The following is a 20,577-nucleotide window of genomic DNA, read 5'->3' as shown; positions in this document are numbered from 1 at the left end:
GGTTGGGCGGGTTTATGAAATTTTGGGTTTTCCATTTATATGGTTGGTGAACCCGCCCCTACAGGATGGCTAGAAATGTACATTGAGATTGTTGGTGGGGTTGGGCGGGTTTATGAAATTTTGGGTTTTCCATCTATATGGTTGGTGAACCCGCCCCTACGACAGTGGGGGTCATCAATTTTGGTTTACCTCGATGGTTTCATCGTTGTTGATGCCGATTTCTAGGGTTTGTCCAGCCAATTTGTTTGTATCTGGAAAATTATCGAATATCCACGTATTCAATGGCCGTTCGACTAAGGATTCCAAAAGTGATTTGATTCGCCTCCCTCCAAAGAGTAAATTGTCTCCCCGTTCCATTTTTTGCCTCAAAACATTGAGCGTTGATGGCAAGAATTTTAGGGTGAGTCGATATTTTTCTAGGGCGCATTCGGACAACTGTTTTAAAAATTTGTCGCCGATTGCTTCCACGAAATCTGGCCGCAGTAAATCGAATACTACTATATTATCTCCCAAACGGTTCAGCAATTCCGCGCGACCGATGCGGCTAGTAAAATGCCAGTCTACTTCTGTGCGGAAGTGGTTTTCTACTTGCTCCCAAGAAAAATCATTGGCATTTCCGGCTTTTACTTGGTTCATTATACCTCGCCGGACGATCGCACCGGTTTGAGGATCGGTGAAATCTGATGCGCCGATGTTGCTGGTGAAAATAATTGCTGTTTGGTTGAAATATGCTGTTTGTCCTTTTCCGTCGGTGAGTCGCCCGTCTTCCAGGATTTGCAGGAATTTATCCAATACTTTGGGGTGAGCTTTTTCGATTTCGTCAAACAACAATATACTGTGGGGGTTTTCCATGACTCGATTGGTTAATTGTCCCCCTTCTTCGTAACCGACAAAACCGGGAGGAGCTCCGGCTAATTTTTCCGCCGCGTGTTCTTCTTTGTATTCTGACATATCAAACCGGGCGAAGGCTTTTTCGTCCCCAAATACTAATTTGGTCATGGCTTTGGCTAATTCGGTTTTCCCGACTCCGGTGGGCCCAACAAAAAAGAAAATGCCTTTTGGTTTACCACTCCGCCCGCTGCTGCCGCCGATCGTCAGTCCGATTCTAGCGGTAGTCAGCATGGTAGTTACGGCTTGTACGGCCCTTGGTTGCCCGATGACGGTGCGTGGAAGCTCTGTTTTGGCTTGCAAAACCTTTTCGGCTCCCATGCGCTCCCAGGGGTCATCTCGCACCCCGAATTTGTAGAAGTCGATGAGCCGCCACATTTCTTTGGTTTTGACTGGGATGCGATCGCGCCAGGATGTGGCCCGCAGTGCATCTAATTCTAGGGTGCGGAAGTTTTCGGTGAGTTCGGCAAATTCTTCGGCGAGGTTGTCGAGCTCTGAGGGTGTTCCTGGGGCGCTGGGTTTGTTGTTGATGCGATCGCCCCCATAGAAACCTGTGAGGAACCGTTGAGCAAACAGCCGTCGTTCATCTTTGTTGGGCCGCGATACTTGGAGCAGCGTGACGGTGGGATTGTTGTGATATAGCCATTCTGGGACTCGCTGCAAGTCTCTGGCGAGGATGACTAGGGTGTTGCGACAGCCGGCTAAATCGCCTTCTCGGATCAGGGATGCTTCTAGGGTGCTTTTTTTCAGCAATACCAGGGCGTTTCGCTCTTCGCCGCTGTAGCGACTGGCGTCTGAGGTGATCATGTCGGCTAAATCGACGACGGCGGCGGCTGGGTTTGCAGTTTGGGAGACGAGGGCTCGCAGGTTCCCGAAAGCATCTTCTAGGGAGACCCTGGTGTTCATTCTGGGGCCCACTGCTCCGGGATTGCCACGGGGGGGTGGAGCCATTGGGTTTGCGGGTGCTGCTGGGGCTGCGGGGGCGGGCTGGGTTGGTAATTGGGGGTTGATGCGGGTGGCGGCGGCGCGGGTTATTTGTTCAAAGCGATCGCTCATTTCGGGTTTGGCGAAGGTGAATCCGTCTATGGAGTCGTAGCGGACTATTAGCTGGAAGTTGAGGTCTTGGAAGTAGTTGGTGAGGAATTCGTGAATTCCTTGATAGCTGCCGCGCCAGAGGAATTGGTCGTCTATGTTTCCGTATAAAACTATGTGTTGGCGGCGGTATAGTTGTTTTTCAAATTCTTGTATCCAGCGTGATGATGTGATGTTTTGGGTGTTCATTTTATTTGGGATTTTGGATTTGGAATTTTGGATTTTGGGGGAGGTTTTCAACCCGGAGATCCCCCCCGGCCCCCCTTAAGAAGGGGGGAGAAAGAGTGTTGTCAAAGTTAACCCCTACTCCCCTTTTTAAAGGGGGGACAAGAGTTGTTCAAAGTCCCCCTTATTAAGGGGGATTTAGGGGGATCGGGATATGTGCAACGACCCATTAAATTGGTATACGATGCAATATTCGTAGGGGTCGTGCCCCCGTGCCGACCCAATATTATTAGTAGGGGTCGTGCCCCCGTGCCGACCCAATATTCGTAGGGGTCGTGCCCCCGTGCCGACCCAATATTGGTATACGACCCAATATTGGTATACGACCCAATATTCGTAGGGGTCGTGCCCCCGTGCCGACCCAATATTGGTATACGACCCAATATTGGTATACGACCCAATATTATTAGTAGGGGTCCTGCCCCCGTGCCGACCCAATATTATTGGTATACGACCCAATATTCGTAGGGGTCGTGCCCCCGTGCCGACCCAATTCAAGAGGGCGGGCACGGGGGCACCGCCCCTACAGGGTTTTGGTTAGTTTCCGGTGCGGTTTTGTTGTTGGTCGTTGTTGGGTAGTTCGTCGGCTTTTCTTCCTTCCCGATCGGGGTCTTTTCCTTCCCAGGTTACTTCGCTCATGTTGATGCCGAATTCTGCTCCGAGGCGATCGTTCATTTCTGTCAATACCTTTTCCGCTTCGTCACAAACGGCGGCTGTTCCTCCTCCGACAGCCGCTTCGGTAGTTTTGGAATAACCATCAACGTCGTACCAAACTTCGCCTCCTACTGGTACGCTGATACTAATTGCTTTGCCGGAATTAGTAGCAGCTTTAAGTATTAACGATGTCTTGGGATGGTCGGGATGTTCTAGTTGAGGTTCGTTGACAAAAAAGCCCATTTCTGCTAAGGTTTCAGCGATACTTTTGGCTATGTAATCTCGCTGGTCGGCTTGGATTTGAGCAGCATTTGCTGTTGCTATGATTTCTTGTTCTTGGGTTTTTGCTGCTGCTAGAATCAGGGCGGGTTTGTCAAATTGTTCTGCTTCTATGGCGGCAATTCCTGTTGGCAATTTGGCGGCTAATTCATCTATTAAATGTATTTGCCACCGCTTGGCTACGGGGTCGGTTCTTAAACCAATAATCAGGTCTTCCAGTTCGCCAATGGCTTGTTCGGCTGCGGCTTTCTGTTGTTGCCATTGGGCTCGGTTGCGGGCTACGGATGCGATATGCTGTTCTACTGCTGCTGTGGCAGTGTTTAAGGGCGATCGCACAGTTTGGGGGTTCCCGGAGGCGATCGCACTTCTGAGGGCACTGAGCGCAGTTTGGGCTGCTGTGTGGCCGGCGCGATCGAATTTAATCGCGTCTGCTTGGGGGATTTGGGCTATTTCCCGTTCTAGTTCTTCGAGCTCAAATTGCTGTTTTTCTAGTTCGGCTTTGCGTTTTTTCTCTTCGTCATCCCGGCGTTTGCGACTAATTGCGCGATCGAGTTCTTGTTCGATTTTGGGCAATTCTTGGATAGTGTTTTGCAGTTGATATTCGGTTGTAACTCCCCGGAGGCTATTCAGGAGGTTTTGACCGCGTTTTGCGAGTTCTGAGCTATCTTGTGGGTAGATTTCTGGTGATTTTTGTTGTATTTTGGTGATGGTGGCTTGAGTTTGGGCGATCGACTGATTCTTGAGATTTTCTAAACGTTGAAGGCGTTCTCGTTCGGCGGCGGCGGCTCGAATTCGTGCTTCTTCTGCGGCTTGGCGCTCACGTTCCCGTTCTAATTGTTCTCGTCTTTCTCTTTCTAACTGAGCATAGGTTGTTTTGGGGTTGGTACTCATCAGTTTTTTCTCCTTATTAATGGGATTTGGGTATTCAAATGTTGAAAGTTGTTGCAAGATTTTTTAGAACAGGCAAGATGGCATTAGTGTCAACTTAACTTCTAACCCAGTCAGAGATTACTGTTTAACTATTAAAGTTCGATCCCCCCTAGCCCCCCTTAAGAAGGGGGGGACAAGAACTTGCTCAAAGTCCCCCTTCTTAAGGGGGATTTAGGGGGATCTAGACTCAGGTAAAAGCAATATTTTTCAGGGATTTAAGGCTTAAATTGACACTAATGGTAAAATGCCTGCCCGCTATTAATCTTGCTTAATTGGCTCCACAATCACTCCGCGCTTTAACATTCGAGCTTCAAACTCTTGGCTAAATCCCGGTTTATTTGGCACTCCCACAAAGGAGAGTTCTCCTGTTATTCCCATAAAAAATTCGAGTCCTGCGGATGTATCTGCATCAGACAATAGAGCAGTAATCGAGGTACGATAACGCTCTGTCAAAGGCAATAGTCGCTGATTTGCTGAACCTCGCCAGAGTAAATCTCCGTGGAGTTTTTCGATGTAAAGTCCATCGATCAGTAAATCTATTTTTTGCAACAATGCTTGTTGGGCTGCTGTGCCCTGTTGCTGTAGATGTTCGATTCGATAACCAGTGTAACACATGATGCCTAGGTCGGTGCGATCGCGCAGCTTATCTACTAAATTGGATAAGGCTTCTGCTTGCAGCATCGGTTCACCACCAGAGAAAGTAACACCTTCAATTCCTGGTACTGCTAGCACCCAATCTACTAATTCTGTGACTGTTACCAAATCTCCTGCATTCTCATCCCAAGAATCTGGCACAATACAATTTGAGCAAGCAAATCGACAGCCTTGTACCCAAATAACTGCTTGTTTTCCAGGGCCGAGTACGTTCACGGGGGAGTGGCGTTTAAATAGACGTAATTTTTCTGAATTCATGGGATTTTAGATTGTAGATTATAGATGTTAGATTACTCTTTTATAGCCGGATTTTATCTAAGATTAAATGAACCGCGAAGGCGCAAAGGACGCGAAGGAAGAACCCCCCCTGCCCCCCCAAGGGGGGAAAGAAGAAGATGCTGCTCTTCCTTTGTGTCCTTCGCGTCTTCGCGGTTCGATCGTTCCGATACAACCGGAATTAATATAGACCTCGACCATATTTATTGTGGAACAGGCATCTTGCCTGTTCAAGACTGGCTTTTGGGGAGATGTCTAATATTTTAAACATAAAAAAATCCCCCAAATGGGGGATTTTAATTTAACACTACTACATAGCCTTAGTTTCCGGCATTAAACATTTATCAGAATCGCAGCCCGCAGGCCCGGAATCCATCATTTCACCCAAGTCATAGCGACTGAGTGCCACCTCAAACACATCTATTTGACGACGCACTAAAACCTCTTTCTGCATCGTCTCGTAAGTTTCCTTTTTAATCGGTTCAAAGGGCAAACGTGGGAAAGTCTCTAGGGCATCAAAGCGAGACAAAAGTGCGGCGGAAATGTAGCCTTCGTCATCGCGAATGGCTTCGTAAATCCGTGTTCCCAAACTTTCAATTTCATTTTCCCGCAACTCAATAGTCGCGCTGGTGTTGTGTCGCACGTAGAACTTTTGGACTTGCATATAAAAGTCCATTTGTGCTGCTGCTGAGAATTTGTTGATGTCAATTTCATCGGCACCGGGCAAATCTGCCCAACTGACAGCAACGGGTATTTCTACCAACCATTCTGTGCAGCGTTCGTCGAAGGGATTGTTTAGCAAGTTACCATGTTCATCTTTGTCAGATTGAGATGGAATTACGTTGTATCCGTAGTCGATGCAGGCGAGGGCTACAGGGTCGTTTTTGCCGAAAGTGATTCGGCGAATGAAACGTTGGGATTTCGGGGGATGCCAGCCGGGGGAAGCACCTGTCAGTAGAGATTTTGTACCCGATGGTTGAACGGTTGTGCAGCGATTTGGGCGTTTCAATGAATGGCGATCGCAATAATCCCAAACTACCCCATTCACAATCTCGCACCAACCACTCAAATACTCTTCTTCCCGTTGTTTAAACGCCATTCCCTGCTCGGTTTGCGGGCGACCTTCCACCCACCAGCGCAGCCACTCAACGCCAAAAGCATGAACGAAGAAGTCGAACAATCCCGTGAAAGATACGCCGACAATCGGGTCTAATTCGCGGCTATATTGATAGCGAGGTTCGCTAAATTTGTGATTGAGAAGTACCGCGACAGATAGAGCTCCGGCCCTGAAGGCTTCTTCTTGTTCTTTGAAGTTGTAAGGGTCTATTTGATTGAGGTGAACCTCAGCCAAGTTACAGTTTCCAGTTAGGGTATTGCCGAAAACTCCCTTATGAAACTCTGGTTCGTTGAAACAGTAAGTATCATGCAATCCTGGTAATTCTTCGACACTTCTGATAACTTGCCATTTACCTTTGTGTTTAGCCTTCGTCCCTTTGCTCACATCTAACCGCTGACAAGGAATTTCACCACAGTCAGTAATTTGCAAGTAGTACAAATCCCGACTTCGGACACCGTAATTAGTAACTGCTCCTTGATGAGCAGAAAGATTTAGCGATGAGCGAATACCACATTTGGTCAAAAGTAACTGAACTCTGAAAGCGCGATCGCGGTCAGAAATATAAATTCTGATACCATTACTATGGGTATTCGATCCGTCCGTATCGGCTAATCCAGCAATAAAATGTAAAATTGCTTGCCGATTCCAGCTAGCAATTACATTTAGTGCTTCTGGGTTAACTTTCAAACTTTTCAGAAATTCTCCAGAAAAGCTCAAGTTAGTTACATCTGTAAAAACAGGTAAATAGTCATAGTTTCTGTCAGGCGACTTATTTCCTGCTACTGACAATGCCATTTTTCCTTCGTAAAGTCGAACTTTTGCATGATCATTTTGGTCTGTAGTTCCATCTCCTACAGCCACACCCAAAGTGTAAGCATAACTTGCATCGATATTCATGCCATCTTCATACTGAATTGTGAAAGGTTCAGTATGAATGCTATATCGACTTGTATCCATCAAGTCTTTGGTTTGGACTTCTTGGTAAACTTTACCAAATCGATCCTTGACAAAGAAACGATGATATTCTGTGGCATCCAGATAAGTACCATCAGCAAACTTCACACGATAAAGTTTGCGTCGTCCAACCTTGGTATCACTCGCTGTCTGAAATGGTGTGACAGAACTCCATCTTTGACCATTCCAAATCTCGATTTCAGTTCCAACAACATCCTTTATTTGATGCAGTCCGTCTCTAGTAATTAGCAGAGTTTCCCCATTGACACAGTGAAAATTAGAGCCGATGATTTCCAGTCTTGTTATCCTAAAGGCTTTTTATCCTCTAGTTCTACAGATTCCATTTTACCTGTAGCTCGGCGTACTTTTTCATTTACTCTAGTTGTAAATGCCCCGCACTCTTGCCAGGATTATATTCTTCAATCAAGAAGGTTCACCCGGTACGCTCTACGGTGGTAAAGGATTTTTAATTCCCTTACTTACCTCGGAATTAACATCTCAGTCTTCTCCGAATTTGCGGGGTTTTTAACGTGAGGCAAAATTACTTACCACACGGGTTTAATCCCAAACGAACTGACCGATGTTCTAATTCTTCCGCAGTCATATCAGGATAGCCTTCCTGCAACCACTGTTTAGCTTTTCCTTCGTTGTAAGCTTTCAAAAACTCAAGTTTAAGACTCGGCGTTGGAATTAAGTCAACGTTAGCTCTAGCTACAGCTTCACCAGCCCATTGAATTGCACCTTCGCCAGAATAATACTGTTTTCTTACAGCATCAATACATTCTTCTAAGGTAGGTTTGTAATGGAAAACACGAGAGTGATTTGCCATTCTCAAAGCATCGCGTTCTGGATCTATTTTCCAGTTGCCATTTTCATCTTGTTGCCAGAGATTGTCCTTGGCATTTGCCCCTAGTTCATCACCAGAATCAAACTGACGAATTCCCGCGCTGCGCCGGATATTTCCAGCAACAATTGTGACCGCTGCTTCATCTATCAACACGCAGCATTCTACTGAATTTAACTGCCGCCCTTGAGCTTTATTCAAGATTGCCGCGCAGCGCTGATAAAGGTCTGCCAATTTCACCGGATTTGCTACTCCGCCAAAACCTTTTAAAGGTTCTCCCACGGGGCGAACATCGCTCAAATCAATGAAGATTTCAACGGCTCCCGCAAATCTTTCATCTGTGGATAATTCCAGCAAAGTTTGATAGGATTTTACCCAACCTTGGCGGGAATCTCCGACAAAAATAGTTGCGGTTTTTTCTGCTATTTTTACTTCGGTTTCTTGACGGCGCAATTCAGCGGGTGTAGAGCCGATTTCGCCTTGCATTGTCACAGTTAAGCGGTTGCTAATCTGTGGCAATTGGTTGATATATTTGGGTTCCAAAACTGCACCGGTGCCGCAGCCCATCATCGCCAAATCCATCAACAAGCCAAAGGCCCGCCAGTCGAGAATATTTGTTGAGGAGCAATTATATGCGCCGGAAAAATTCTCTGGTTGCTCAATCCATTTGCTACCGCCCACCCACAGCCAGCGCCCGGAAGCGAGGGTTTTGAGCTCGTTTTGCATCCGGTGTAGGAGTTGTGTTTCTTCGGAGGTGAGGTTTCCGAGCTTTTGGAGACCTTTGACGGTACGATCGCACACATCAGCCCAAGTCTCCCTTCCCGTGTCGGTACGGCGGCTGTACGTCCTGAAAAATACTGGATTGGCTGCGGGTGCTGTTTCGGGGAAATCGGACAGGTGGCGTTTCTCGCGGGCACTCGATCGCTCTAATTCTCGAACCATAGGTTGTGTACTGACGTGTCGGAATATATCAACAGACTATGAATATACAACAGGATTCAGATTTAGGGTTAAAGCTTGACAAATTTCACATTTTGCACTAGATATGGTGGACGCTTCTATACTCGCAAACTGTGGCGATCGGCTCAAAACTTCAGCAAAAAACCCGGTTTTTCCGAAAAACCGGGTAAACCATAAATGTTGTGAATTGTCAAGTGTTTGTCAATAAAAACTCAACATTTGGCAGTAGGGGGTCTTGAACAATTCCTACACCCTGAAATCCCCAACGTTCTAGCAGTTGTTTGATGTCTTGACCAGAAATTGACTCGACCCCGAAGCGATTGGCAACATCGGCGGCATGATTGTTCAGGTAGCTCAAAGCATCATAGTCTTCGCGGAAAATCAGCAGAAAACTCGCCACTGTATCCGGGTTGGGACAAGCGCTGAGATATTTGCCATCAGCACGGGAACGCAACAGGTAAAAAATTTGAGATAGCATTTTATCTTTCTCGTTGAATAGGGAGTTCCTAAAGAAGATATTGTACTGGGGTTTGACTCGCAGATGATGCGAAAATTGAGTGAATTTGCGATCGGATAAGTTTAACCAAAGAAACCGGGTTTGTGGCTGTTTCTGCTGGTCTCAACGAAGTATTATCGAAAAAACCCGGTTGCTGACTGCATATTTTCTCCTTTGCGACGATTAATTTTCCACAGCCCCTAAAGCTTTGAGTGTGGCTTTTTCAACTTCCGTTAAACTCGTAACACCCGTGATATTCATCCCCTCATAAGGTCTGTCACTTTTAAGTATTTTGATGCACTCACCAGTCTCAACATCCCAAAGCCTAATTGTGCCATTTCGACTGCAAGTAGCAATAATTTTTTCATTTGAACTGAAGGAAACTGAGTTAATTCTACTGGTATGACCTTGCAAAATTTTTAGACATTCACCTGTACGGACATCCCATAATCTTACCGTTCCATCTACACTTCCACTAGCAACTATTTCACCAGAATAACTAAAGGCAACTGAACGTATCCAATCAGTATGCCCCTGTAAGATTTGAAGGCATTCACCAGTATGGATATCCCATAATCTTACTGTTCGATCGACACTTCCACTGGCAAGTATTTCACCGTTCTGGCTAAAGGCGATCCCGGGCGTCCAATTCGTATGCGCCTGCAAGATTTGGAGGCATTCACCAGTATGGATATCCCACAGCCTTACCGTTCCGCCAAAACCTGCACTGGCAAATATCTCGCCTAAAGGACTGAAAGCAGCCGAGTTTACAGAATTGTTATGCCCGTCCAACGTTTTGAGGCATTCGCCAGTACCGATATCCCACAACCTCACCGTTTGGTCATAACCTGCACTGGCAAGTATTTCACCATTTGAAATGAAGGCGATCGATCGTGTTTCATTGCCAAATTCTGGCAAAGTATGAAGGCATTCACCACTGCGAATATCCCACAGTTTCAGTGTTTGGTCGTAACTAGCGCTGGCAAGTATTTGACCCGAAGGATTGAAGGCAACTAAGTTTACCCGATCGAGATGTCCGTGCAAGATTTGGAGGCACTTACTGCTGCTGACATCCCACAGCTTGACTGTTTTTTCGTCATCGCCGCTGGCAAACATTTCACCGTTGGGACTGAAGGCGATCGACCTTACTTGATTGCTATGTCCTTGCAGCGTATTCAAGCATTCACCGCTGTTGATATCCCACAGCATCAGCGTTTTATCGTAACTGCCGCTAACAAGTATTTCACCCCCAGGATGGAAGGCGATTGACCCTACTCGATCGTTATGCCCTTGCAAAGTATTCAAGCATTCTCCAGTGCCGATATCCCACAGTTTTGCTGTGCGATCGTGACTTCCACTGGCGAGGATTTCGCCCGAAGGACTAAAGGCGATCGACCGTATTTGATCGAAATGTCCCTCCAAAGTTTTGAGACATTCACCGCTACCAATATTCCACAGCCTCACTGTTTTGTCGGCGCTTCCACTAGCAAGTATTTCACCAGTAGGATGGAAAGCTACTGAAAACACGTTTTTAGTATGACCGTGCAAAATTTTGAGGCATTCACCAGTACCGACATTCCACAACCTCACTGTTTTGTCACCGCTGCCACTGGCAAGCATTTCACCAGCAGGATGGAAAGCAACTGACAATACAACTTTAGTATGGTCTTGCAAAATTTTGAGGCATTCACCCGTGCGGATATCCCATAACCCGATCGTGCGATCGAAACTCCCGCTAGCGAGTATATTTCCATCAGGATTGAAGGTGACTGACATGACTGATTCGGTATGTCCCTGCAAAACTTTTAAACATTCACCAGTCTTGACATCCCATAACTTGATTATTTGGTCATAACTCCCGCTAGCAAGTATCTCACCGTCAGGACTAAAGGCGACTGACTCCACCACATTGGTATGTCCTTTACAGGTCAATATTTCTCTGCAACTGCTAGCTTCCCACAAGCGAACTACGCCATTACTATCACCTGTAGCTAACAGTTGGCCATCTGGACTAACTATAACCGATCGAACACTGCCGAAGATTTTCGTAAAAATAGAATTAGTCAAATTCGCTTCAGCAAAATTGACGCGGCGCAGGATAGCATTTGTAAAATCGGCACCTAAAATAACTGCACGAGAAAGGTCTTTCTCTTCTAACGCAGTTCGATCGATTTTCACCAACAGCGTCGCCGCATTCCCTCCCACATAACCTACCTCACTTTCAGTTTTTTCCCGCGTTGCTTCCAGAATTTCTAGTAGGGGCGACTTCTCTAAAGCCCCCCTTCTTAAGGGGGGTTGGGGGGATCTCTTCTGGCTAACATCGTCACTATCCTCTCTCTCTAATAGGAATTCGGGGGTTCTCTCGTGATTGGCATCGTCACGATCCCCCCCGGCCCCCCTTAACAAGGGGGGAGAAATAACATCCAACATTGGTAACAACAAATCCATCACTGCTTTCGTCAGTGGCGCGTGTCCGAAACTCTGACGAAGTTGCCCTAAATCTTCAGCAGTAAATCCATTTAAAGCTGCGATAAGTTCACCTTTATTTCTCTTCTGCGCCTGAAGCCGACAATAATTAGACCAAGTATATTTTTGAGGCGCTGCATTAGGATCTAAACAAGACTGTTCAGGCGCAACTAATTCGGTAAAATCTGGTGCCAAAACTCCCAATTCCGCTGCAAATTTATAAGCGACAAAAAACTCTAACAGCGAACGGTGCGCCGGAGTATAATCGCCATCGGCATTGCGAATCAGCATGGTTTGACCCATCATATCGTAATGCCAGTGGTCTAAGTCTTTTTCCTCTTGGACGATGGAACCGAATAAGCTGCGAATGCGATCGGGAAAACCGCGATAATTCAGACTCATTTGGTTGGTTGACAGCATTTCCCACGATAATTCGCACAAAAAGTAAAGCTTATCTGCCAAAGAAGTAAAAGTCCGTTCTGCTTTGATATCTCTCTCTATCTTCCGCCGCACTGCATACAGATAGATCCGCGACATATCCACTGGTTTTCCAGCTTCAATATCGGGCAATGCTTCCAAAATTAACTCAGTCATCACCGGGCGACGCGCTAAATCCAATAGTTGCGGGTTTCTCATCACTTTTTCTACAGTAGCTGCTTCTGTTTGAAATGACAGCGCTTGCCCAATTTGTTCGTCGTTAAATTTCTGTAATTCTAAGACTTCAAATTGGGGAGTTTCGCCTGTTAAAATGGTTGTTGATGCTTGCAGTTCGGCATTGAACAATGCCCGTCCTTCCTTGCCTTCAGGAAAGTGTTCGGTACGGCAAGTGAGGATGACTTTTGCGCCAGGAACCACGGCTTTTGCTAGTTCCCAGAAGTTGTTGATGGTTTCTTGCCGATCGCACTTAGCGGCCATTTCATCAAAACCATCGAAAATCAACAGAAACTTGCCCATCCGATTCAGTTGTTCAAAAGCCGAATAACCCGCTAAAGGTATCTCGTGTTTCCGAAAGAAGAACTCCGAAAATAGCGACTCCACACTAACCGCTTTAGCGTAATCTCGCAGCGGAATTACTAAGGGCAAACGCGGACGTTCTAAGCCCCGCTTTTGAGCATCTTTGTAGCGTTGCAGCGCCATCCAAGCATAGTGCATCGCAAACCAAGTTTTCCCGGTTCCAAATTCTCCTAAAACTGAAATATGTTCTTTTACGGGGTCATCCAACCACAGGTCAATATAACCTTCAATCCAGCCATCTCCCTCGCCATAATGACTCACTCCTATTTTGCGGTGAGTATCGGGGTCAATTTCTTCTTTTGTACAAGCTAGGGGGACGTATTTTGTATTAATTTTCCGGCTGGTAATTTCTGTCTCTAGCCAATCAAGATAAGCGGTAAAATCGGCATCTTGGTCGAGCAATTCATCGAAGGTATAGCAAGCTAAATCGCGATTTTCATCTTTCTTTACTTCATCCCGCGCGGCGCTACTGATGCGACGGGCGGTGACTAACCAGCCTTCATCGGTGCGCTGTTTTGCTACAGATTCGCGCAAGGCTGAGATGTCTCTGAGTCCGGCTTCTCCGGCTATTCCGCGCACTAAAATGCGATCGTACCGATTGCGTCTGACGGGGACATTGATAATCCATTCAAAATAGTTATCTTCCGAGATTTGATAGGTTTCAAACTTATAACTTAAGGTTTCAAACCAACCGCGAACTTGTTGTGATAGAATGAAAGCTTGAGACTTTTGAATATTCGTTGATGCTGCTGCGGGAAGTGCGGGATAATCTTCGGCTTCTAACCGCGCAAATTCGGTGCGAATTCCTTCGAGAGTGGGGAGGCGTTCGATGCGATCCATTACCATAGATAGGCGTTTTTGCAAAGAGGCGATCGCATTTCCCATCATCACATCTCCCAGCGTCCGCGTCCGCTTTGCGACTTCCATAAACACGGCCGCAAATGCCATGAATTCCCGTCTGGGGTCAATGCCTAAATCTCGAAGTTCTTTACCTAAAGCACTCTCATTCAGATATTCATCGCCTGCTTTAATTAAAATGGCTGGGCTATCGGACTCAAAGGCTTTGCGAAATGCTGATTCAATCTCTTTTTGGCGAAACAGTGCTAAAATCTGTTTGGGTTTTCCAGCGCCGTATTCTACTAAAGTATAAACATAAACTCCGCTAAAATCGGCTGGCGGTGCATCAGGGTCGAGGTTAAATCTCTTTAATAACTTGATAACTGTTTCGTTACGCTGAAACTTGTCTTTGATAGTGCCGAAGGGAATGGCTGTCAGGATACTGATAACGAAGTCGAGACTAATTGGGATCATTTAGGCTTTCCTGTTTATCGGTGGGAGTCATTCTCGAATCTCAAAATCGCAAACTGCTCTAATTTTATGTTAACGCATGAGCCAACAGTTGCGCACCAACAGTCCGAGATTTGGCATATCCCGATAGTCCGCCAGGGGTTGAAACCCCTGTCTCATAGCGAAAGTCCTCTCAAGAGGACTGTAGAATCATATTTTATTTAGTTATTTAATTCAACCCAGACATTGAATGATATCAAACCTGTTAATATCCGAATTATTCATCTCTCTCTGATCTTTCTCTGTGTTCTCTGCGCTCTCTGTGGTTAAATCATTCCGAACCCACCGAATTTGATATGATATATAATAACATTGTTTGATAAAAATCAATTCACAGCTTCGAGCATTTTGAATAAATTCTTCAGTCCTCTTAAGAGGACTTTAGCTTTGAGGCGGGGGTTTCAACCCCTGCCGGACTGTCGGATTTAGCGAAGTTCGGACTGTTGGAATATTACAACCAATATTAGCATTCTTTGCCAATATTGACAACTATAAATTCGAGAAAAAACCGACATATCTTGTAGTAAATATAGCTATAAAATTAGTGGCTATATCATGATTGTACAAGCTAAAATATAGATAACTTACAAATAAATCTTACTATCCATGAAAATACAATCTTCCGTCTTAGTCCACCTAGGATTTGGCAAATATGTGCGATCGGACCGAGTAACAGCAGTCATCCCCATCGAAGAAGAACGCGGCCCCGGACGGCGCACTTTCGTGCACGTAGACGGCGAAGCAGACCCAATCGTTGCTTCCCGCGCTGAAGACACAATTGTCCGCGATTTGGTGCAAGAACCACGGGAAATTACTCAAGCTCGCCAACAACAAGAAATCCTCCAAGATTTGCTGGCTGATTTGAGCAATGTCAACGTCACCGTGCGCCGAATTAGCCGTGATGAAGGTGGACTAGACCTCGAACGTTTGGAACGGCGAATTCGCCAAATTCTAGAAGCCTAAAAACCAAAGACCGCCCCTGCGGTCTCCCTCCCAGTCCGCTGAAATCGCCGATTTCCATAGGAGATTGTTCACCCACATTTAATATTACCCGATCGCGCTTAAGTGCGATCGAAAATATTGCCGATACAATTCACATCTCGGCACGCATTCACTCCCCTGTAATTTCACTAACCCCAAGCTATCTAATTTAAATGCTTGCATGGCCTTTAATTTTACTGGAGAATCTGCCACTGCAATCTCTCTCATCCCCGTGGCCAAGTCTGGATATTCTTCCAAATTCCATAATTGGCGACGTAAATGGTCGCTGTAAATTCCCGCTTCGGCAATCGCAGTTTCTTGTAATTCATTCATAGTCAATTCTGACTGCGAAAAGTGATATAATGCAACTCGCACCAGATAAGGATGTCCGCCCACAAGTGCCATCAATTTTTCAACTTCTTGATGAGACCAATGCAAATTGTGGCGCGCTGCTAAATCTTCGATTTGTTCGGCGTTGAATTCCGGCAAATCAACAGGTAATCCGACGTTGAAAGGCGATTGATTGATATTCATCGGGATATAAACTTCCGTGGAATGAACTACAATTAATCGCAGTTTTTTCCAGATATCGCGCCGCTTCGATTCTTCGTGCCACGCCCGCAGCAGTCCTAAAAAGTCTTCGGCAATGTCGGGATATTGAAAAACGCGATCGATCTCGTCTAATCCTAACACCAAAGGAGTGTCGATTTGTGGCAACAGATATTTTTCAAAGTAATCTTTGCAGTTAACTTTGCTCCCAAAAATTTCATCCCAATAATCGTCTAGTTGATTGGGTATGTGTAATTCTCGCCCTACATAGGCACAAAACCACTTGAGAAATTTATCAAGATTGGCAAATACATTTTTATCAACTAATTGAAAACTTAGCGGAACTGTGCGATAATCTTGACAGGATGCGTGGTGCAAAATTCTGGCAATTAAAGAAGTTTTTCCCATCTGTCGGGGAGCTTTAATTCTAATTAAGGCGCTGGGCTGCAAAATAGTTTGATAACACCTTTCTTCGATGGGAGGACGTTCTACATAAAATTGAGAAGTGACATCCACTTGTCCTCCCGGCAATTCCGGTTCTGCTGTGGGTAAAGGGATGTTATGGCTAGTAAGTTCTAATATTTGATTTGGGATTAAATCTGGTGGTTCATCTTTAATAGGGGTGGCACTTTCTGCTAACAAACTCATGATTTCTTCGATCAGAATAGGAGTATCTGCGGTTGTTTGCCATTCCCTTTGTTTGATGCGGTAAAGATAGCCTCGCAAGTCGTGATTGAGAGGTTCAGTCAGGGAAAAACCGACGCGAATTGGCAAAATAACTGGCTTTTTGTCAGCGCGAGAATCTTGCAATTCTTTGGCTTTTTGCACTTGATAAGTTAGCAGTTCGCTCTGGTTGACAGTGGGTGGCAATAACAATAATAAATAATCGCATTCTTTGAGGAATAAGTTAATGCGATCGAACCAATTATCTCCTAATTTAATGCTGTTTTCGATGGTAAAGACTGTATGCCCGATCGCACTTAAGGCCATTTCCAACTCTTTTCCTAATTCGCGATCGGGCTCAACGCTATGATAGCTGATAAAAATCTTAACACTTCGGCTGCTAGGGACTGTTTCTTCAGTCGGTGGCAAATTCTTCGGCCCATCGGCATCTTCCCCATCGTCTAGTTTAGCCGATCGATGGTCGCCATTGGCTAAAGTCAAATCAAAAGCAGCAAACAATTGCCGAATTTTACTCTCGTCGGCACCTTCTCTACCCTGCCGAATTTTGCTGACTGTATCGACACCAACGCCAGACTCAGCCTCGACTTCGGTCAGAGTACCTCTAATGTTATATCGGTCAGACCATTCTTGGATTGCCTCATTAAGCTTCTTTAAGCCTGGGGCGGTGAGAATTCGACCGCGATCGCGTTTTGACTTGATCACTTCACTTGCACTCAAACGAGAAGGAATCTAAGAAGTTTAACCTATCAACTACCTATTTTAAGGGATTTTAAGGAAGATAGTCCCCCACATTCAACTCTATTAATTTTACTTTTTCAAATTTTATTAACGTTTGCAGCCTCAAACCCCATCCTGTTAACGACTTCAAAATTTAAACATATTTTAACCAAACAAAATGCTTAACTCCCCAATCTCCCCCGTGCATAATTGATTAACTTTTTATAATACAGACATCAAGCACAAAGGGGCAGGACAATGAACAATGTTTTACACAGACTGGCAATGGCCGCTTTAGCAACCGCAGCCATATTCACCATTAACACCCTGAACAACTTAACTGAAGCATCAGCCGCTGCCAAGTTTGAGGGTTCAGAGATTAATCAGACAGAAACTTTTCCCGTAGCATTTAGTCAGTTTAATAAATAGTAACATTCATTGATTAAATTAGGTATAAATCATGAAGTCTACCCTGGAATCTCCGCTACCAACCACTACAAAATGTGACTTAGTTGATGCTGATGCGATCCATGCCTGCATAGCACTAGCATGGATCGAATTGGTAGCATTAGATGCTAATGTTCTGACGGGAGATGATTGGCTGGCTCTGTGCGATGATATTGATAGCGGTGAAATTTACCGCGACTGGTTTCTGTGGCAGGATACTGAAGTTAGCGGAGATTGGCAAGCTTATGACCCTTTGAGCGATCGACGATTTGCAGCTCAAGGAAAAGTGTTTGTGAAAGCGATGATTGATGCCATAGAGAATGCGAGAAATCAGGCGATCGCCCAACTTGAGTTTATCTAGATGATATCAACTGAGTCCACTGATTATTCTAAAATAAAATAATAAAATATACGGCAGAGGGCAAGAGTTGACTGTATGATATCATACGACTCGCCACGACAGCGGTTCAGAACAGTGTTCCCATCGCTTTCGAGTGGATGCCAATTCCCTCTTTCTCTCCACCCATGACTTTAAAACTACAATGGCTTTTGGCTACGTTAATTAGTGCTTGGGCGATCGCCCTCCCTGCCCAAGCAGATACCTTGACATCTTGGCACTTTGATGCCAATCAAAATCAACTTAATTTAACCACAGATACCAGCGTTCAGCCCTCAGTTAAATTAATTGCTAATCCCACCCGTTTAGTCATCGATCTGCCAGGAATTGTCCTCGAATATCCCGAAACTCCTCAAAGCTATAATTCAGCAATTAAAGAAATAAGAATCGGGCAATTTGACCCAGAAACCACCCGATTAGTGATTCAATTAAATCCCGGTTATAAGTTAGACCCGCAACAAGTACGAGTTATCAAAGAATCGGCAAATCGGTGGTCATTTCAGTTGCCCCAGCCAGAGCAATTAGCAGGCAATGAATCTTTTGAATCCGAAGATATTACCAGGTTTGAACAAAAACAAGCTCAAATATCACCCAATTTTAATGGGACGAATCCTAGAAAATATTCCGGTGATTTGGCGATGCAAATCGGTTCGGAAATGACAGCGATCGAGCCGGAAATTGAAAAGGCGATCGAACAGTATAAATCCCTGAGTGCGGGAATGTTTTTTCTGGATTTAGATACAGGAAACTATTTGGATATCAAGGGCGATCGGGTATTTCCCGCCGCCAGTACCATCAAATTACCAATCCTGATTGCCTTTTATCAAGATGTAGACGCTGGCAAAATTAGCTTGAATGAAACATTAGTTATGAAGTCAGACTTAGTGGCCAGTGGCTCTGGAACTATGCAAGACGAACCAGATGGCACTAAGTTTAGCATCAGAGAAACCGTAGATAAAATGATTACCATCAGCGACAATACAGCCACCAACATGATTATTGAACGTTTGGGGGGAATTGCTAAACTCAACGAACGTTTTCGCAGTTGGGGATTAACTGATACAATAATTCGCAATTGGTTGGGAGATTTTCAAGGCACAAATACAACCAGTTCTGTAGATATGGTACAACTGCTATCAATGCTATCTCGCGATAAATTAGTTTCGGAATCTAGCCGAGAACAGGCTTTAGAATTATTGCGGCATACCACAACTAGAACCCTGCTTCCTTCGGGTTTAGGGGCGGGAGCAGTAATTGCTGACAAAACCGGAGATATCGGCTTTGTAGTTGGCGATGCTGGAATTATTGATATGCCGAATGGAAAGCGTTATTTGGCGGCAATTTTTGTCAAACGTCCTTATAATGACCCCATTGTCAGAGACTTTGTGCGCCGAATTTCGCGTATTGTTTACAATTACTTAGACCAACCATCCGCGCAAGTACGGGATCGTTAAAGCCTGATTTTCACATATAGAGTCGATGGGAGGTTTACAGAATTTGAAAGCCCATCATAGGACTAATCTGGCTCAAACAATCCGCCTCGCTTCCACCATCATCCGCACCACATCGTGCATCTGATACTTCGCCTCCCAGCCCAACTTTGCCTTCGCCTTCGCCGGATTTGCCGAACCAAGCGCAATCTCCGTCGGTCTGTAGAGACTCGCATCCGTTACCAAATGCTCCCGCCAATCCAAACCCGCACAAACAAAAGCCGTCTGCACAAACTCTTCCAGAGCAAAACTAGCACCGGTAGCTATTACATAATCCTCCGGTGCATCCTGCTGCAACATCAAATACATCGCCTCCACATATTCCGGAGCCCAACCCCAATCTCGATGCACAGAAATATTACCTAAATGCAGTTTTTCCGAACTCCCCGCAGCAATTCTGCACACGACTGATACAATTTTTTGTGTGACAAATCTCTCCGGCCGCAGTGGCGACTCGTGATTGAACAGAATACCGGAACAGGCAAACAAATTGTAAGCTTCTCGATAATTTGCTACTTCCCAAAATGCTGCTGCTTTTGCCACCGCGTAAGGGCTTCTGGGACGAAAGGGCGTATTTTCATCTCCCGGACTCCCTCCGGTATCTCCAAAACATTCACTGGAACTGGCATTATAAAGTTTAATTTTGCCGCCTGTAAATCTAATTGCTTCTAATAGATTCAATGTGCCTGTGGCAATACTTTCGAGGGTTTCGACAGGTTGTTCAAAGGATAGACCTACGGAACTTTGACCGGCTAAATTGTACACTTCGTCTGGCTGAATTTTCGCCAGTACCTGCAACACGCTGCGAAAATCGTTGAGAGACATGGATTCTCGTTTTACTTGGTCTCGGATTCCCAAACGGGCTAGGTTTCCGAAACTAGACATTTGGGCATCTCTCGATGTGCCACAGACTTCATAACCTTTATCCAAAAGCAGTTTCGCTAAATAAGCTCCATCCTGACCGGATACACCACAAATTAGCGCTTTTTTCATAATTTAGAGCCTAATATCAATTCCGGTTGTATCGGAATGATTTAACCGCGAAGGCGCTTATGACGCGAAGGAAGAGAAGAGAGAGTTTAATACAGGACGGTGAAGAGAGGATTTGGTATAAAT

General features: G+C 45.3%; 15 protein-coding genes and 1 pseudogene. 7 read left to right on the top strand and 9 right to left on the bottom strand.

From position 1 onward, the window contains the following. Positions 1–174: 174 nt before the first annotated feature. From P2A85_RS02850 to P2A85_RS02840, 3 genes are all read right to left on the bottom strand, one after another. Entirely contained in the window at positions 175–2,169 is a 1,995-nt protein-coding gene (locus tag P2A85_RS02850) for an AAA family ATPase (protein ID WP_377477398.1), read from the bottom strand. Positions 2,170–2,742: 573 nt separating this feature from the next. Next, a complete protein-coding gene (locus P2A85_RS02845) occupies positions 2,743–4,029 on the bottom strand; it encodes a hypothetical protein (RefSeq protein ID WP_377477396.1) in 1,287 nt (428 codons plus the stop codon). 297 nt (positions 4,030–4,326) lie between these two features. After that, positions 4,327–4,980 carry a 4Fe-4S single cluster domain-containing protein gene (locus P2A85_RS02840; RefSeq protein ID WP_377477394.1) on the bottom strand — a complete coding sequence of 218 codons (654 nt, stop codon included), beginning with the start codon at positions 4,978–4,980 and terminating at the stop codon, positions 4,327–4,329. Between the two features lie 67 nt (positions 4,981–5,047). Between P2A85_RS02840 and P2A85_RS02835 the strand changes: the two genes are divergently transcribed. Further along, positions 5,048–5,188: a hypothetical protein gene (locus P2A85_RS02835; RefSeq protein ID WP_377477392.1), complete on the top strand. Its 141-nt coding sequence runs from the start codon at positions 5,048–5,050 to the stop codon at positions 5,186–5,188. A gap of 120 nt (positions 5,189–5,308) precedes the next feature. Here P2A85_RS02835 and nrdJ read toward each other — a convergent pair whose 3' ends face one another. After that, entirely contained in the window at positions 5,309–7,357 is a 2,049-nt protein-coding gene (gene nrdJ / locus P2A85_RS02830) for a ribonucleoside-triphosphate reductase, adenosylcobalamin-dependent (RefSeq protein WP_377481260.1), read from the bottom strand. 100 nt (positions 7,358–7,457) lie between these two features. Between nrdJ and P2A85_RS02825 the strand changes: the two genes are divergently transcribed. Further along, positions 7,458–7,598: a hypothetical protein gene (locus P2A85_RS02825; protein ID WP_333114054.1), complete on the top strand. Its 141-nt coding sequence runs from the start codon at positions 7,458–7,460 to the stop codon at positions 7,596–7,598. Positions 7,599–7,610: 12 nt separating this feature from the next. On the opposite strand, the gene P2A85_RS02820 is transcribed toward P2A85_RS02825, so the two are convergent. Continuing rightward, on the bottom strand, positions 7,611–8,855 hold the full coding sequence (locus P2A85_RS02820) for a hypothetical protein (protein WP_377477390.1): 1,245 nt from the start codon (positions 8,853–8,855) through the stop codon (positions 7,611–7,613). Positions 8,856–9,063: 208 nt separating this feature from the next. Then, on the bottom strand, positions 9,064–9,351 hold the full coding sequence (locus P2A85_RS02815) for a hypothetical protein (protein ID WP_341732674.1): 288 nt from the start codon (positions 9,349–9,351) through the stop codon (positions 9,064–9,066). A gap of 30 nt (positions 9,352–9,381) precedes the next feature. Here P2A85_RS02815 and P2A85_RS02810 point away from each other — a divergent pair. After that, positions 9,382–9,450, top strand: a pseudogene (locus P2A85_RS02810) (XisI protein); the annotation flags it as partial. A gap of 102 nt (positions 9,451–9,552) precedes the next feature. On the opposite strand, the gene P2A85_RS02805 reads toward P2A85_RS02810, so the two are convergent. Then, on the bottom strand, positions 9,553–14,160 hold the full coding sequence (locus P2A85_RS02805) for an NACHT domain-containing protein (protein WP_377477388.1): 4,608 nt from the start codon (positions 14,158–14,160) through the stop codon (positions 9,553–9,555). A gap of 642 nt (positions 14,161–14,802) precedes the next feature. Between P2A85_RS02805 and P2A85_RS02800 the strand changes: the two genes are divergently transcribed. Then, positions 14,803–15,159 (top strand): hypothetical protein, encoded by a 357-nt coding sequence (locus P2A85_RS02800; protein ID WP_190740317.1) that lies wholly within the window; start codon positions 14,803–14,805, stop codon positions 15,157–15,159. Positions 15,160–15,243: 84 nt separating this feature from the next. On the opposite strand, the gene P2A85_RS02795 is transcribed toward P2A85_RS02800, so the two are convergent. Continuing rightward, a complete protein-coding gene (locus P2A85_RS02795) occupies positions 15,244–17,112 on the bottom strand; it encodes an AAA-like domain-containing protein (protein WP_377477386.1) in 1,869 nt (622 codons plus the stop codon). A gap of 273 nt (positions 17,113–17,385) precedes the next feature. Here P2A85_RS02795 and P2A85_RS02790 point away from each other — a divergent pair, with 273 nt between their 5' ends. The 3 genes from P2A85_RS02790 to P2A85_RS02780 all read left to right on the top strand — a co-directional run bounded on the left by P2A85_RS02790 (position 17,386) and on the right by P2A85_RS02780 (position 19,425). Then, a complete protein-coding gene (locus P2A85_RS02790) occupies positions 17,386–17,556 on the top strand; it encodes a hypothetical protein (protein ID WP_340518960.1) in 171 nt (56 codons plus the stop codon). A 31-nt stretch (positions 17,557–17,587) separates the two neighbouring features. Continuing rightward, a complete protein-coding gene (locus P2A85_RS02785; protein WP_377477385.1) occupies positions 17,588–17,935 on the top strand; it encodes a hypothetical protein in 348 nt (115 codons plus the stop codon). 137 nt (positions 17,936–18,072) lie between these two features. Continuing rightward, complete coding sequence (locus P2A85_RS02780) at positions 18,073–19,425, top strand: serine hydrolase (protein ID WP_377477384.1); 1,353 nt, start codon at positions 18,073–18,075, stop codon at positions 19,423–19,425. Between the two features lie 72 nt (positions 19,426–19,497). Here P2A85_RS02780 and P2A85_RS02775 read toward each other — a convergent pair whose 3' ends face one another. Next, entirely contained in the window at positions 19,498–20,454 is a 957-nt protein-coding gene (locus P2A85_RS02775; protein WP_377477383.1) for a GDP-mannose 4,6-dehydratase, read from the bottom strand. Between the last annotated feature and the right edge of the window lie 123 nt (positions 20,455–20,577).

Source organism: Microcoleus anatoxicus (assembly GCF_042465725.1).
Lineage (GTDB): Bacteria > Cyanobacteriota > Cyanobacteriia > Cyanobacteriales > Microcoleaceae > Microcoleus > Microcoleus anatoxicus.
Note: the sequence above shows the minus strand (reverse complement) of the source record. Positions and strands in the feature narration are given on the sequence as shown.

What these genes read in the sequence shown, in the direction of transcription:
- P2A85_RS02850 (WP_377477398.1), bottom strand. Translation starts at nt 2,169, where the DNA reads ATGAACACCCAAAACATCACATCATCACGCTGGATACAAGAATTTGAA.
- P2A85_RS02845 (WP_377477396.1), bottom strand. Translation starts at nt 4,029, where the DNA reads ATGAGTACCAACCCCAAAACAACCTATGCTCAGTTAGAAAGAGAAAGA.
- P2A85_RS02840 (WP_377477394.1), bottom strand. Translation starts at nt 4,980, where the DNA reads ATGAATTCAGAAAAATTACGTCTATTTAAACGCCACTCCCCCGTGAAC.
- P2A85_RS02835 (WP_377477392.1), top strand. Translation starts at nt 5,048, where the DNA reads ATGAACCGCGAAGGCGCAAAGGACGCGAAGGAAGAACCCCCCCTGCCC.
- P2A85_RS02825 (WP_333114054.1), top strand. Translation starts at nt 7,458, where the DNA reads ATGCCCCGCACTCTTGCCAGGATTATATTCTTCAATCAAGAAGGTTCA.
- P2A85_RS02820 (WP_377477390.1), bottom strand. Translation starts at nt 8,855, where the DNA reads ATGGTTCGAGAATTAGAGCGATCGAGTGCCCGCGAGAAACGCCACCTG.
- P2A85_RS02815 (WP_341732674.1), bottom strand. Translation starts at nt 9,351, where the DNA reads ATGCTATCTCAAATTTTTTACCTGTTGCGTTCCCGTGCTGATGGCAAA.
- P2A85_RS02805 (WP_377477388.1), bottom strand. Translation starts at nt 14,160, where the DNA reads ATGATCCCAATTAGTCTCGACTTCGTTATCAGTATCCTGACAGCCATT.
- P2A85_RS02800 (WP_190740317.1), top strand. Translation starts at nt 14,803, where the DNA reads ATGAAAATACAATCTTCCGTCTTAGTCCACCTAGGATTTGGCAAATAT.
- P2A85_RS02790 (WP_340518960.1), top strand. Translation starts at nt 17,386, where the DNA reads ATGAACAATGTTTTACACAGACTGGCAATGGCCGCTTTAGCAACCGCA.
- P2A85_RS02785 (WP_377477385.1), top strand. Translation starts at nt 17,588, where the DNA reads ATGAAGTCTACCCTGGAATCTCCGCTACCAACCACTACAAAATGTGAC.
- P2A85_RS02780 (WP_377477384.1), top strand. Translation starts at nt 18,073, where the DNA reads ATGCCAATTCCCTCTTTCTCTCCACCCATGACTTTAAAACTACAATGG.
- P2A85_RS02775 (WP_377477383.1), bottom strand. Translation starts at nt 20,454, where the DNA reads ATGAAAAAAGCGCTAATTTGTGGTGTATCCGGTCAGGATGGAGCTTAT.